Origin of the sequence: Phragmitibacter flavus, from assembly GCF_005780165.1 — a bacterium.
Taxonomy (GTDB): domain Bacteria; phylum Verrucomicrobiota; class Verrucomicrobiia; order Verrucomicrobiales; family Verrucomicrobiaceae; genus Phragmitibacter; species Phragmitibacter flavus.
In genome coordinates this window covers 323,491-337,964 of the sequence record NZ_VAUV01000005.1, presented here as the reverse complement: position 1 = coordinate 337,964, position 14,474 = coordinate 323,491, and the positions used below count along the sequence as shown (strand labels likewise).

At 56.5% G+C, this 14,474-nt stretch carries 14 protein-coding genes; 7 read left to right on the top strand and 7 right to left on the bottom strand.

Annotation, left to right across the window (positions count from 1 at the left end; genetic code table 11):
• The first annotated feature begins 58 nt into the window (after positions 1 to 58).
• The gene (locus tag FEM03_RS08260; protein ID WP_138085723.1) at positions 59 to 967 is read left to right on the top strand and encodes a metal ABC transporter substrate-binding protein; all 909 of its coding nucleotides are present in this window, start codon (positions 59 to 61) and stop codon (positions 965 to 967) included.
• Here the strand turns inward: FEM03_RS08260 and FEM03_RS08255 are convergent.
• The gene (locus tag FEM03_RS08255) at positions 964 to 1,251 is read right to left on the bottom strand and encodes a DUF4031 domain-containing protein (RefSeq protein ID WP_138085722.1); all 288 of its coding nucleotides are present in this window, start codon (positions 1,249 to 1,251) and stop codon (positions 964 to 966) included. The genes FEM03_RS08260 and FEM03_RS08255 overlap by 4 nt on opposite strands.
• A gap of 37 nt (positions 1,252 to 1,288) precedes the next feature.
• On the bottom strand, positions 1,289 to 2,509 hold the full coding sequence (locus FEM03_RS08250) for a KamA family radical SAM protein (RefSeq protein ID WP_138085759.1): 1,221 nt from the start codon (positions 2,507 to 2,509) through the stop codon (positions 1,289 to 1,291).
• A gap of 169 nt (positions 2,510 to 2,678) precedes the next feature.
• Here FEM03_RS08250 and FEM03_RS08245 point away from each other — a divergent pair, with 169 nt between their 5' ends.
• Entirely contained in the window at positions 2,679 to 3,656 is a 978-nt protein-coding gene (locus tag FEM03_RS08245) for a helix-turn-helix transcriptional regulator (protein ID WP_138085721.1), read from the top strand.
• Positions 3,657 to 3,873: 217 nt separating this feature from the next.
• On the opposite strand, the gene FEM03_RS08240 is transcribed toward FEM03_RS08245, so the two are convergent.
• On the bottom strand, positions 3,874 to 6,906 hold the full coding sequence (locus tag FEM03_RS08240) for a PVC-type heme-binding CxxCH protein (RefSeq protein WP_166442724.1): 3,033 nt from the start codon (positions 6,904 to 6,906) through the stop codon (positions 3,874 to 3,876).
• Positions 6,907 to 7,177: 271 nt separating this feature from the next.
• On the opposite strand from FEM03_RS08240, the gene FEM03_RS08235 reads away from it, so the two are divergent.
• From FEM03_RS08235 to FEM03_RS08215, 5 genes are all read left to right on the top strand, one after another.
• Positions 7,178 to 7,375, top strand: coding sequence for a hypothetical protein (locus tag FEM03_RS08235; RefSeq protein WP_138085719.1), 198 nt, complete (start codon positions 7,178 to 7,180; stop codon positions 7,373 to 7,375).
• Positions 7,376 to 7,617: 242 nt separating this feature from the next.
• Positions 7,618 to 8,088: a lipocalin family protein gene (locus tag FEM03_RS08230; protein ID WP_166442723.1), complete on the top strand. Its 471-nt coding sequence runs from the start codon at positions 7,618 to 7,620 to the stop codon at positions 8,086 to 8,088.
• An 84-nt stretch (positions 8,089 to 8,172) separates the two neighbouring features.
• On the top strand, positions 8,173 to 10,290 hold the full coding sequence (locus FEM03_RS08225) for an FAD-dependent oxidoreductase (RefSeq protein WP_138085717.1): 2,118 nt from the start codon (positions 8,173 to 8,175) through the stop codon (positions 10,288 to 10,290).
• 178 nt (positions 10,291 to 10,468) lie between these two features.
• Complete coding sequence (locus FEM03_RS08220; protein WP_138085716.1) at positions 10,469 to 11,080, top strand: acyloxyacyl hydrolase; 612 nt, start codon at positions 10,469 to 10,471, stop codon at positions 11,078 to 11,080.
• 196 nt (positions 11,081 to 11,276) lie between these two features.
• Positions 11,277 to 11,777: a DUF2752 domain-containing protein gene (locus FEM03_RS08215; protein ID WP_138085715.1), complete on the top strand. Its 501-nt coding sequence runs from the start codon at positions 11,277 to 11,279 to the stop codon at positions 11,775 to 11,777.
• Positions 11,778 to 11,832: 55 nt separating this feature from the next.
• On the opposite strand, the gene FEM03_RS08210 is transcribed toward FEM03_RS08215, so the two are convergent.
• The 4 genes from FEM03_RS08210 to ribD all read right to left on the bottom strand — a co-directional run bounded on the left by FEM03_RS08210 (position 11,833) and on the right by ribD (position 14,209).
• Complete coding sequence (locus tag FEM03_RS08210) at positions 11,833 to 12,369, bottom strand: D-glycero-alpha-D-manno-heptose-1,7-bisphosphate 7-phosphatase (RefSeq protein WP_206170925.1); 537 nt, start codon at positions 12,367 to 12,369, stop codon at positions 11,833 to 11,835.
• Positions 12,370 to 12,374: 5 nt separating this feature from the next.
• Complete coding sequence (locus tag FEM03_RS08205) at positions 12,375 to 12,674, bottom strand: type II toxin-antitoxin system RelE/ParE family toxin (RefSeq protein ID WP_166442722.1); 300 nt, start codon at positions 12,672 to 12,674, stop codon at positions 12,375 to 12,377.
• On the bottom strand, positions 12,671 to 12,931 hold the full coding sequence (locus FEM03_RS08200) for a hypothetical protein (protein WP_206170924.1): 261 nt from the start codon (positions 12,929 to 12,931) through the stop codon (positions 12,671 to 12,673). Before FEM03_RS08200 ends, FEM03_RS08205 begins: the two co-directional genes overlap by 4 nt.
• 246 nt (positions 12,932 to 13,177) lie before the next feature.
• The gene (ribD, locus tag FEM03_RS08195) at positions 13,178 to 14,209 is read right to left on the bottom strand and encodes a bifunctional diaminohydroxyphosphoribosylaminopyrimidine deaminase/5-amino-6-(5-phosphoribosylamino)uracil reductase RibD (RefSeq protein ID WP_138085711.1); all 1,032 of its coding nucleotides are present in this window, start codon (positions 14,207 to 14,209) and stop codon (positions 13,178 to 13,180) included.
• Positions 14,210 to 14,474: the final 265 nt, after the last annotated feature.

The following is a 14,474-nucleotide window of genomic DNA, read 5'->3' as shown; positions in this document are numbered from 1 at the left end:
CATCCGGGCTTTTCTTAACCTGGATGCCTTCGCTCATTTCTTCCTCCTCCTGCATTCCATGAAATCCATCTTTACTCTTGCCGCCGCCATCCTGTCATTGGTCATCGGTTCCTCCGCACCTGCCCAATCGCAGCTCAAGGTCGCCAGCCTGCATCCCCTGCTCGGTGATCTTGCCCGTCAGGTCGGTGGTCAACAGGTTCAGGTAGTCGACCTCCTCAAACCAGGCGGAGACATCCATCACTTCGAACCCACCGCCCGCGAAGTCTCCGCCGCCAGCGGGATCCAGATGGTGCTCGCCTCCGGCAAGGGTCTTGAAAACTACCTCGGCAAACTGCGCGACTCCCTCGGCACCGGTGTCCAGATCATCGAAGTCGGAAAACCCATTCCCTCCATCAAAATCGATCCCAGCAACGACATGTTCCTCTGCTGCCCCGCGCACGCCGCCGGTGGCATCGACCCTCATTGGTGGCACAGTGCCGAGAACATGCGACGCGCCGCGCGCACCATCGCCGATGCCTTCAGCGCTGCTGATCCTGCCAACGCCACGACCTTCAAGGCCAACGCCGACACCGCCCAAAAACATTTCGCCGAACTCAAAAAGTGGGCCCAACAGGAACTTGCGGCCATTCCCCGATCCGATCGCAAGCTGGTCACCGCCCACGCCGCCTTCGGATACTTCTGCAAAGAATACGGTTTTAAAAGCGTCCCCATCCTTGGCCTTGCCCGTGAAGACGAGGCCTCTCCCAAATACATGACCGAAACCATCAATGTCATCCGCGACCACAAAATCCGCGCCCTCTTTCCTGAAGACCAGGCCAATCCGAAAGTTCTCGAAGAAATCGCCCGCGAAACCGGCGTCAAAATCGGCAAACCTCTCATCGCCGACGGCACCTCACCCGATGCCCACACCTTCGAAACCATGCTGCGTCACAACGTCTCCGCGATTGTCGCGGCGTTGAAGCCCTAGATCATTCGGACAGGAATGTCCGCACTCCTCAATTTCATCTTCCGCCACTCGCGGATGATCTGCACCGTGCGTTTGCGGTCGATCTCAATCGCCCCGCGCTCCACCGCCATTGCGCGGAGCTCTACATCCAGATCATAATGCGGCGTGCTGATCGGTTGAAACCATTCGCGTTTCATCCCAATCGCCAGCGCCATCGCATGCAACTCATCCAGTGAATCGGCCAGCATGTGACACATCATCATGCCCCGAAACGGATGCCTTGCACGATCAACGTAAACCGCCATTTTCCTGCAACTGAAAACTTAAAACTTTCCCCTTTTATCACCACTTCGCCGAAGGTTCCCAAACCATCGAGAAACGGTTCACCATCGCCGGCAGTTCACGCTTCTTCGCACTCTCCGGCTCAGGATACTCATACACCTTGCCCTCGTAATTGCGGATCAAGGTGCGTTGCTCATCCTTCATCAACAGGTAATCCGGATTCACCGGCACCTTGCCGCCACCACCCGGAGCATCAATCACATACTGGGGCACCGCATAACCCGTCGTGTGACCACGCAAAGCCTCAATGATCTCAATGCCTTTCGCCACACTGGTGCGCAAATGCGAACTCCCCTCGATCAAGTCACACTGATACAGATAATAAGGCCGCACACGGGACATCAACAACTTGTGCACCAGCGACTTCATCACCTGCGCATCATCATTCACTCCGCGCAGCAACACACTCTGGTTGCCCAAGGGAATGCCGTGATTCGACAGACGCTCCAGCGCCTCCTTCACCTCAATCGTCAACTCACGTGGATGATTCACATGCACGCTCATCCACAACGGATGATACTTCGCCAGCATCTCACAAAGCGCCGGGGTGATTCGTTGCGGCAAAAAGATCGGCACGCGTGAACCAATCCTCACAAACTCAATGTGCGGAATGCTGCGCAAGCGGCTCAGAATGCTCTCCAGTCGACGATCCGACAACAACAGCGCATCGCCCCCACTCAACAACACATCGCGAATCTCCGTGTGCTGCTCCAGATACTTGAACGCTGCCTCAAACTCCGTATCCAATTTCTGATCGCCCACGCCGCTGACCACCCGACTGCGCGTGCAATACCGGCAGTAACTCGCACAGCGATCAAACACCAAAAACAACACGCGGTCCGGATAACGATGCACCAAACCCGGCACCGGCATGTGCGAATCCTCGCCACACGGATCACTCATTTCCTCCGGATCATCCCACGTCTCCTCAATGCGCGGCACCACCTGACGACGAATCGGACAATCCGGATCCGTCGGGTGAATCAAATTGAAATAATGCGGCGTGATCGCCATTGCCAGCTTGTTGCCCGAAAGCAAAACCCCGGCCCGCTCCTCATCCGAAAGCACCAAATGCTCTTCCAATCCCGCCAGCGTCGTCACCCGGTTGCGCATCTGCCACATGTGGCTGTTCCAGTCCTCCGGCGAAACGTTCTTTTTCTCCCAATAACCGGGGGCGTGACTGCGAAATGCCTTCTCTGGCAATAGGGATGCTGGCTGCATGCGGGGTGAAGAGCCGTCGAAGTTAGATTCATCAACGGGGATGTCAATACTGTGCATGGGTAGGTCTAAATGCGTCGGATTCAGGGTGTTTTGAAAGGTTTTCATCGTGAAAGGTTGCGAGAAGTGATAATTGTTTCAGGGTAAGCACCGCGAATACTTTGGACTCATCATGTTGCAGCACGGTCGTGAAATAGCCCCATCCGTCTCCTGGGAAATCCTCGTGCACGTCAAGCGCACCGGGGGAATTTCCGTGAACGAGCTGGCCGCGCTTCTCAAAATGTCATACATGGGAGTCAAACAACACTGCGACGCCTTGAAGCGACGCGGTTACTTGGATACGTGGCGCAGACCCAAAGCGACCGGTCGACCTGAAAAAATTTTTCGTCCCACCGTCAAGCTCGACCTCGTTCTGCCCAACTGGGGCAACGAACTTTGCTTCAACATGCTCGCCTTCAGCGCCCAAGTGCTCGGCGAAACCGCCCCCGACCGTCTTCTGCACAGTTTTCTCCAGCAAAAAGCCGAACAATGGGCCGCCAAGATCAAAGGCAAAACCCTCGCTGAACGCGCCAAACAGTTCGTCAAAATCCGCAACAGCGAAGGCTGGATGAGCGACATCGTCCAGGAAGGCAACCAGCTTCGCATCGTCGAACACCACAGTCCTCTGAGCGAAATCGCGCGCATTTATCCCGCCGTCTGGACCATCGAAACCCGCGCCCTGGAGCATTGTTTTGAGGGTGAAGTCATCCGTCAGGAAGTTGAAGGCCAAACCTATCTCATCCTCCCCGGCGAAGCACCAGTCGGCGAATTTCCCGCCTCAGCGCCTGCAGCCGAGCCCGTTAAAATCAAAACCACCGCCGGCCGCAAAGCGGAGAAACCGTCCCCGCCCGTCAAAACCGCCACTCATGCCCCCATTGTTCCAGTGGCAACCAAGGAGCAAGAACCGGAGCCTGAGCCCGAGCCAATCACCGAGCCCTTGCCACCTCCAGCACCCGTTCAAACGCAAGAGCCGGTCGAGCCACCAATTGCTGTTGCTCCTCCCGTCTACGTTGAACCGACTCCGGCGTCGCCACCCCCACCAGCCCCGGCCAAATCGTCCTCATCCAAAAAGCGCAACGAGCCCCAAGGCCTCCTCTTCGGCTTCGATTGATTGCTCAATCCCCCCGATCAACGCCAGCATGGAACTGGGGAGCACACGCATCTTGCGTGTCGTTTTTGGCGTCCCGCCGAAACCTGCCGATCGCGCGTCCAAACACATCAGCGTCCACCCATATTTCCCAGCCTAAAACCCGAGTTCCCGGCAAGATGCCGAGAGCGACACGCAGGATGCGTATGCTCCCGAATCACCCACTCCTCCCCACATCCCTTCACTTCAATTCCACCTGCGTATCCGTCATCAAATACGCCATCAAATCACGCACCTGCTCTTCATTGAAGGCCTGCATCAACCCCTCCGGCATCAACGACACCGGCAACTGCTGGGTGTTGGCGATCTGCTCCAGCTCCAGCACCTGCTCCAGGCCCACCATCTTCAAGGTCAACGTGCGATCCGACTTCGCCGCCACATTGCCGCTCAATACGCGACCATCCTTCATCGTCACAATCGTCATCCGATAATCCGCCGCCAGCAACGCACTCGGATCCACAATGTTCTCGATGAGATAGTTGATGTCCTTGCGACCACTTCCCGTCAAATCCGGACCAATCAAATGGCCCTCGCCATACAACTTGTGACAGGCCGCACACGCCATGTTGAACAACACCCGACCCGCATGCGGATCCCCCTTCGCCAACACCTCCGGCGTCAGCTTGGCCTTCAGATCCGCGATCAATTTTTGTTTGTCCGCACTCGACTCCCGAATCTCCCCCCACACCTCGGCCAGTTGCTTGTCCAGAGCCTCGTCCTTGAACGAGCGAATCTGCCGCGCATGAATCACCGTAAGCGCCGTCTTTGGCACCTTATTCGCCGCCATCTGATCCAACAACGCCTTCGCAAACCCTTTGCGAGATGTCAGCGTCTCAATCAAAACCGGTTGTTCATTCGGATAAAAATTCCGATAACTCAATGCCAGTTGTTTGCCAATCGCCGGATCATCAAACAAAGCCAGCCCACGCAACGCCGTCATGTTCAATCCGCGCGTTTTCAGCAACTTCTCGCAAATCTGCCTCAATCCTTCCGCCTTCGCCGTGATCAGCGATTGCAACGCATTGTTTCGTTGTGCAAAATCCGCCTTGTCATCCAGCGCGATCTTTTTGATGTCATCAATCGCCCGACCATCACCAAACAACAGGCTAAGTCCCTGCAACGCTTCCTTCGCGGCCGCATCATCTTCGATTTTCGCCGCAAACGCATCCCAAGCCTCCGGCTTTTTCGCCTTCGCCCAGCCATCCAGCGCCTCCCCCATCCCCAGCAAAACATCCGCCTGATGTTTGCCCAATGCCAGCAATCCATTCAATGCCGTTGGGTCCGATTCAATGTCTTCCGCACAACGCCGCGCGATGAACTTCCGCACCAAGGGAATCTGGCAATCCGCAAACAGCTTTACCAACTCACCGGGCGGCAGATCCATGATGCCATACCAATACATCAGTGGAAGGTTCGGATCATTGGAATCGTCCGCACGCGCTAGCAGGACCGCACCAAGTTTAACCTTTTGGTCCGGATGCAGCGTCTTGAGGCTTGAGGCGAGGACCAGCCTCTCGGTCGAAGTAACTTCGCCTTTGGCGATTTCGACCAACAAATTGCCCGATTCGCTATAATTCAGCTTATCAGCTGGGCCAGCAGGACTCACGGATCGAATCGCCCACGACTTCAAAATTGGATCATTTAGACGGATAGAATCTCGATAAATGTTTGCCAAATTGTCATGAATCAGCGGTGATTCATGATCTGATTTGGTGAAGTCAGCCAAAATCCGCAAGGCCCACCAATTATTTAACTTCTTCGCGATATTCGGAGCAGCATGGAATTGGGTATAGAGGGAGGGAGCAAGTGATGTCAGGGCCTTGTCTCGATTGGCCCGTTCTCTCAATTCAAGCCTCGCATTCCTTACCAACCATTCATTGTCACTAAGCTGCAGCTTCACCAACTCTTCATCACTTACCTTCGTCAAATCCGCCTCCTTCGGTTTCACCGCGTCGCCATAAGTGATCTTGTAAATCCTCCCTGAGTTACGATGCACCCCGTCGTTTTCATGACACTCTCCAATGTCACTCCAGTCGAGAATATATACGCCACCATCCGGCCCGTAAGTAATCTCCACGCCACGGAACCACGGATCGTCAGACTTCAAGATATCGGGCTCATGCTTGCCCACATAACCACTGCCATTTCTCTCGAGCTTCTCCACATTCACCCGACGGCCATGCATGTTTAATGTGAAAACCTTGCCCCGGTAATACTCCGGCCAGTTGGTCCCCTGGTAAATCATCATGCCCACATGGGCATGACCACCCCCCAACGCATCCGCCCCCTTTGATCCCTTCGCTCCTTCACGCGAATCCGTCCAGCTGCCGCCCGTATCCCAATGATAGTGATCCGCGATTTGCTCCATCTGCTGATACACCCGCGGATTCAAATCCTGACCATGCATGCGCTTCAAATGCGCTCCGTGAATCCCATGCCACAAATGTCCGATCACGGTATTGATGAAAAACAACTCGCCATGCTCGTTCCAGTCATGCCCCCATGGATTGGTCGTCCCCGCACAAACAATATCAAACACCTTGCGCGTTGGATGATACCTCCACATCCCGCCCGCCGTGGCCAGTCTCTCCTCCTGCTTGCTGCCGGGAACGCCAATGAAGCTCGTGCTGCTGATCCCGCATCGACCATACAACCAGCCATCCGGACCCCACTTTAACCCATTCGCAAACGTGTGTCGGCTCGCGGCCTCCGTGCTGAACCCTTCCAACACCACCTGTGGCGGACCATCCGGCACATCATCGCCATTGGCATCTGGAATGAACAACAAGTGCGGCGGTGCCATCCCCCAGACGCCGCCCAACCCGCGCTCAATACTGGTCAGCATCTGCAATTGATCAGTGAACACCGTGCGTTTGTCATGCACCCCGTCGTTGTCCGTGTCCTCAAAAATCAAAATGCGATCCCGCAACTTCAAATTATACCGCTCGTTGTTGTCGCCATAAGTAAAATTCTCCGCCACCCAGAGCCGGCCTTTGGCGTCCCATGCACAGGCAATCGGATTGTTCACATCAGGCTCGGCTGCAAATACCGTTGCTTTGAATCCAGGCGGCAGTTTCATCAGCGCCAGCGATTCCTTGGCCGTTGGGAACGGAATCGTCAACGGCTGCGTGTCATTTGGGGCGGGGAAATCACTGGCAGCAACCTGGATGGTCGACACACATGAAAGCAGGGCCGCAAAAAGGATTCGGTGCATGATGTTCTGGTAAGTGGTCTGGGCGAAGGTGTGAATCGGGGGAATAAGAAAACGCCAATGCCGTGCAGTTTTAGCAAGCCTGGCACAAAAAGTCTTGCAGGATGCAAGCTTATTTGAATCCTGCCTCTTTCGGTTTGAAGCCATTCTTCATCAATTCCACTCGGAATGAACGCCTTACACCTCCCGCTACGCCATGGCACGTTTCGAGTTCTTAAGTGGTGCAGTCACAAGCGTGGCCAAACCCCACGATAGAACCAACCAAAAATACCACATGAAAACCATCGTTCCTACTCTTTGCACCGCCGCCCTTCTCCTCAGCGTCGCCAGCTGCAGCTATCATGAAGAAGTAAAACCTGCGCCTACCGTGACCACGCAATCCACCACCGAAGTGGTGCGTCCGGCGGTGACCACTTCCTATCCGGTTCCAGCCGCGTCATCGACCACCGTTCGCGAAACCCGGACCTACTAATCCAGGCCCGCCCATCTCAATGCACTAGCGCACTTGCATGAACGCTAGTTTTCCTCCGCCAAATGCTGGCCTGCGACGTAATCCGTAGCACGCCAGCATTTGGCGATTTTTAGCCCACCCATCCTGCCACCATGACCATGAGCCATTGCCCAAGTCCAACACGTCGTTCCACTTCAAGCTTTCTGCTCAATTCCCTCCTCGCGAGCCTAAGCCTGCTGCTCCTCGCCAACTGCACTTCAGCCATGAAAAAATCAGCTCCGCCCGCCACCGTCGATCATGTCGACCTCCCACGCTACATGGGAGACTGGTATGTCATCGCCCACGTTCCTTATTCCCTCGAAAAAGGCAAAGTCGGCACCCTTGACCGTTACGCGATGCGACCTGACGGAAAAATCGACAACATCTTCCTCTTCCGCAAAGAGACTCTCGACGCTCCGTTAGAAGACTGGAAGGGCGTCGCTTGGGTTCACAATAAAAAGACCAACGCTGAGTGGCGTGTGCAATTCCTCTGGCCCCTGCGCAATGCCTATCTCATCCTCGATCTGGACAAAGACTATCAGTGGAGCGCCGTCGGACTCCCCAACCGCAAATTGGTCTGGATTCTCAGTCGTGAAACCACCCTGCCCGACGACGTTTATCAAGGCATCGTCAACCGACTCGCCGAAAAAGGCTACCCCACCAGCAAGCTTGCGAAAGTCCCGCAGCTGCCCTGATCCTTCCTTCATCCACGTCACCAAGCTCAAATTTTTTGTGCTTTTGACGTTACATCCCCCGTGTCGATCCCGTAGGTTTCATCCATGAAATTCGCGCCACCTCGACCTCGACGCCTCATCGGCTCGCTTCTCGGCCTCAGCCTGCTCACCAGCAGCCTTCAGTTAAATGCTGCCGAAGACCACAACTACGACCTCGTCATCTACGGTGGCACCTGCGCTGGCGTCATCGCCGCCGTCCAGGCCAAAAAGATGGGCAAAACCGCCATCATCGTCGGACCCGACAAACACCTTGGTGGACTGTCCTCCGGTGGCCTCGGCTTCACTGACACTGGCAACAAAGCCGTCATCGGCGGCCTTTCCCGCGACTTCTACCACCGCATCTACATGCACTACCAGAAGCCCGAAGCCTGGAAGTGGCAGAAGCGCGAGGACTACGGCAACAAAGGCCAGGGCACTCCCGCCATGGACGGCGAGAACCGCACCATGTGGATCTTTGAACCCCACGTCGCTGAACTGGTCTTCGAAGATTACATCAAGGAGTTCGACATCCCCGTGCATCGCGACGAGTGGCTCGACCGCGAAAAAGGCGTCAAAAAAGAAGCTGGCCGCATCACCCAGATCACCATGCTCAGCGGCAAAACCTACACCGGCAAGATGTTCATTGACGCCACCTATGAAGGCGACCTCATGGCCGCCGCCAAGGTCGACTACCACGTCGGACGCGAAGCCAACAGCGTCTACGGCGAAGAACACAACGGCGTCCAGGTCGGCGTGCTTCATCACCGTCACCACTTCGGTGTGCTCAAGGACAAGGTCGATCCCTACGTCGTCCCCGGCGATCCCTCCAGCGGCGTCCTTCCCCGCATCAATCCCAACGATCCCGGCAAAAAAGGTGAAGGCGACAAAGGCGTGCAGGCCTACTGCTTCCGCATGTGCCTCACCAACCATCCAGAAAACCGCGTCCCCTTCCCCAAGCCCGATGGCTACGATCCCAAACAATACGAATTGCTGATCCGTATCTACAATGCCGGCTGGACCGAGACCTTCGATAAATTCGATCCCATCCCCAACCTCAAGACCGACACCAACAACCACGGCCCCTTCAGCTTCGACAACATCGGTTACAACCATGACTACCCCGACGCCAGCTACGAGCGCCGCAAAGAGATCATCCAGGAACACATCACCTACCAGCAAGGCCTCCTCTACTTCATCTCCACCGACCCACGCATTCCTGCGGATGTCCAAAAAGAAATGAAAACCTGGGGCCTTCCCAAAGATGAATACGCCGACAACGGCAACTGGTCCCCGCAGCTCTACATCCGCGAAGCCCGCCGTTTGGTGGGAGATTTCGTCATGACCGAAAACGAACTGCGCAAACTCAAACCCACCCCCGACTCCGTTGGCATGGGTTCCTACACCATCGACTCCCACAACATCCAGCGTTACATCACGCCGGAAGGTTACGTGCAGAACGAAGGCGACATCGGCGTCTCCACCAACGGACCCTACGAAATTGCCTACGGTTCCCTCGTCCCCAAAAAGGGTCAGGCCGACAACCTGTTTGTCCCTGTCTGTGTCTCCAGCAGCCACATCGCCTTTGGCTCCATCCGCATGGAACCGGTGTTCATGATCCTTGCCCAATCGGCCGCCACCGCCGCCGTCATGGCCATCGATGGCAACCTTCCCGTGCAGGACGTGCCCTACGAACAACTCCGCGAACAATTGCTCAAAGACGGCCAGATCCTCGAAGCCCCCCACCTTCTCAAAACCGGCAAAAACACCAACCTGCCCGGCATCGTGGTCGATGACACCAAAGCCCAGCTCACCGGCAGTTGGGAAACCAGCGGCGCAGGCAAAAACTACGTTGGCACCGGCTATCGTCACGACAACAACGTTCGCGGCACCGAACTCAGCAAGGCCCGCTTCGACGCCGCCCTCCCCAAATCCGGCAAATACGAAGTGCGCCTCGCCATTCCTCACAACCCCAACCGCGCCAGCAACGCCAAGGTGGTCATCCGTCACCAAGGCGGCGAGGAAACCATTCGCGTGAATCAAAGGGAGTTGCCTCCCATCGACGACCTGTTCCTCAGCCTCGGCACCTACCAGTTCGACAAAAGCATCGCCGGCGTCGTCACCATCAGCAACGAAGACGCCGACGGCTACGTCATCGCCGACGCCGTCCAGTTCCTTCCCAAGTGACCCGTCGTGACACAGGCATTCTGCCTGTGGGTGAGACAGGCATTTTGCCTGTTCCGACCGACTCCACGCCACCAACCCGCCGGAGCCCGACTCCTGCGGGTCTTTTATTTTCATTTCGCCCCCACCTCCCCAACCACATTTCACTTTTCACTTTCCCCAATTCACCTATCCTCGCCCCATGTGGCGTTCCCTTCTAGCAGCAGTCCTTCTTTCATCCACCAGTTCACTCGCAACCGCCGGAGAAACCAGCGCCCCCCCTGCTCCCGCTTACGATCCCCTCGACCACTGGGAGTTTGCCTATGAAACCGGCGCATTGTGGAGCTTCGGCAGCAATGCCACCCCTCTCGACTACGTCCTCCTCCCTCAGTTGCTCACCTTCAAGAGCCCCTACGTTTTCAAAGGCGAGTTCCTCGGCGGCACCCTTGCCCTGCGAAACCGACTCACCATCGCCGTCGAACCCATCGTCGAAGGACCCGAAAACTACTTCATCGGCTTCACCGGAGCCGGCCTTTTGGAATGGTGGAACCCCGCCCGCAATTTCTCCATGTTCTTCACCGCCGGCGGCGGACTCGGACTCATGGACAGCAAAGGTTACGAAGTCGAAGGCGGCCAGGGCCAGGACCTCAACTACACCTGGCTCGTCTACTCCGGCGTCCGTGTCATGCCCGCCGAACGCGTCAGCGTTTCCCTTGGACTGTATTTCCAGCACATCTCCAACATGGACCAGGACGACATCAACCCCGGCATCGACGCCCTCGGCCCCATGTTCAGCGTCGGCTGGCATTTCTAGGGGAGCACACGCATCTTGCGTGTCGTTCTCGGCATCTTGCCGAGAACCCGGATGTCTGCCCGCAGCCTCTCCTCCAATCCTCCTTCGAGTGAACGTCAGACCAGAAATTGACCAAAACTGTTCGTCTAGCGTCCGACGGCACGTCGGACCTCCATGGACTGCCCACGTTTCGTCGGCCAACCCCTAGGACACCCGCATGATCAGGAACCTCCTTCGCCCCTGGCTTGCCCCGCTGTTGGCCCACGTCACCCTCTGCCGTGGACTCGTCATCACCGCTGCCGTCCTCGGCCTCGCCCATCTCTGCGGACTCAACCTTCTCCCCTGCCCCTTCTCCACCGTCACCGGCCTGCCCTGCGCCGGTTGTGGCATCACCCGCGCCACTGCCGCCCTCTTGCGCGGCGACCTCCCCCTGGCCATCCACTATCACCCCTTCTCACCCGGTTTCTTCATCCTCGGTCTGCTGCTCACCTTGAGCGCCATCGCCCCCGCCCCCTGGCGCTCCATGCTCGTTCAAAAAATCGAAATCATCGAGCGCCGCACCCTGCTGCCCACCCTTTTTGTCATCGCCTTTTTCGTCTACGGCATTCTGCGCATGACCGGCACCATTCCCAGTCCGCCCATCACCAATCCCTCCCCCGTCATCGAGTGGCTCAAATCAAGGCAGCAGCAACCGGGTCTACAGGGACCAAATCCGTAGGGACGGCGAAGATTCACTTCACATCGCATCGCATCACCCCAGCCCAGTCAGTCCATCACACCCCTCGCGCCTGCAACCACGGCAGCACCTCCGCCACCGCGTTCACCACATGCGTCGCCTCCACCAAGGGCGCATGCTGATCCCCCAACACCCGAATCGTCTTCGGCACCCCCGCATTCAGCGCCATCTGAATGTCCCGGTCATGATCCCCGATCAACCACGATCCCGACAAATCCAAATCAAGCTCCTCCGCCGCCTTCAACACCATCTCTGCACTCGGTTTCCTGCAAGTGCAGCCCGGATCACTCCCCAAACAAGTGCATGAATAAATCGCATCAAACGCCGCCCCCTTTTTCGCCAACTCCTCCTGCATGAACGCATGAATCCCGTTCAAATCCTCCATCGACATCAACCCTTTCCCCACTCCCTGCTGACTCGTCACCACCACCAAAATGAACCCTTCTTCCTTCAACCAGGCCAGCAATTCCACCACGCCATCATTAAAAAAGAAATCCTCCTTCCGCAGCACATACCCCGCCCCCGGCGAAACATTCACCACTCCATCCCGATCAAAGAAAAATGCCCTTTTCATCATCTCTACAAACGCTCGCCAAGTTGCCGATCATCACGCCGTTGATGAAACACCGCCATCACCACCACTCGATCCTTCTCCACAAGATAGTGGATGTCATAGGGAAACTTCTTCAGTTTGAACCTTCGCGTCCCCCATCGACTAAAATGAAACCGCTCCGGCGAGTTTTGAATTTCATCAAATGCCAGCTTCACGTCGGCGATAAACCGATGCGCCAATTCTGAAGAACCATGGTCCGCATACCATTCAATCGCCCGGTCAAAATCCAGCGACGCTTCAATCCTGACATCCAATCGCCAATTCATGCGCCCGCGCTCCATCTCACCAGCCACTTCGCTTCCAACTCTTCCCTGCTGATCACTTCTTCAGGACGTTCCTGATGAGCCGTTAATCGCTGTGTTATAATCTCCGCCTGCTCATCACCCTCCTGATCCTCCGACATCAAGCTTTGATCCAGACGATCACGCAACTTTTCCCGCTGCTCCTGAGGCAGCTTGAGCGCTTCCTGCAATATCGTCTCCGCATTCATACCGTCATCAAAATACTCCCCGGCAGTCGCCAAATCAACCCCTCATTCCCAAACCGGAACCCCGCCCCCGGCGAAACATTCACCACTCCATCCCGATCAAAGAAAAAGCCCTTTTCATCATTCAAAAAATTCCATCCGTGTCCATCCGTGTCCATCTGTGTCCATCTGTGGTTAAAATCATTCCTCACTCCCATCCAAAAACCACAGATGAACACAGATAGACTCAGATAAAAATCCTCATCCCATTCATGTAAATTCGTGTCCATTCGTGGTTAATCCTCATTCCCAAACCGGCACCCCGCTCACCAGCACATCCTCCCCCAGACTCAGATGCCTCACCCTCTCCAATCTCACTGAGCCCGGCAACACCCCACCCACCGAAGATGATGTCTCCCCACAAAATCTCGGTGCCACATACCAACACACCTCATCCACCACCCGTTCCGCAAACGCCTGTCCCATCAAATTTCCCCCACACTCCAGCAACACACTCATCACCCCACGCGTCGCCAGTTCCTGCAAAATCCCTCCAAACGAAAACTCCCCTTTCAACACCATCGTCCGCTCCCGCCATTCATCCGTAAACACCTTCGCCCCGTGCGGCAAATCCCCACTCCGCGTCACCACCACCCGCCACGGCTGCACCTTCCCCTCCGGCACCGCTTCTCCCCGCAACGTCAACCTTGGATCATCCCGACGCAACGTCTCCCCGCCCACCAAGATCGCATCGCACCTCACCCGCAGCCCCATCGCATGTGACCGTGAAAGCTCACTGGTGATCCATTGCGACTCCCCCTCTGGTCGCGTGATCCGACCATCCAAACTCTGGCCGCACTTCGCCATCACATAAGGCAAGCCCGTCGTGATCCACTTCGCAAACGGCCGGATTACCTCATCGCACTCTTCCTTCAAAACCCCGGAAATCACCTCCATCCCCGCCCCTCGCAAAACCTCATCCGCCATTCCTGCATGTGCCGGATTCGGATCTCTCGCCCCATACACCACCCGAGTCACCCCCGCATTGCGCAACGCATCCGTGCAAGCCCCCGTGCGACCATGTGTTGAACACGGCTCCAACGTCACATAAGCCGTCGCCCCCTCTACCGCCTCGCCATTCGCCTCCGCATCCCGCAACGCCTCCACCTCCGCATGCGCCAGCCCCGCCTTGCGATGCCACCCTTTTCCGATCACCCGTCCCTCTCCATTCACCAACACCGCCCCCACCGCCGGATTCGGCGAAGTCAGCCCCATCCCCAACCGCGCCTGTTCCAGCGCCAGCCTCATAAAATCTTCGTCATCCGCCATGCTCATGTCGACCTCACCAAGCACTGAACCTCAGTGAATTCCAAGTTCTTTCTTATCCAACCCCTCATGGCAACCTCCCGCGCATGCCATCATTTCACTTCGGACCGCACTGCCGGCCCGTCAGAACAGGCCCGAAAAGCAAATCCGGGTCGAGCGTTCTCCTCTCGCAGCATGCAAGAATTCTCCGTCCCAACGGGACGATTCATAACAGCCCGGCACGCAGTGCCGGGTTTGCCCGGTCAAACACTCTGGTCCCTGAATACAATACAAA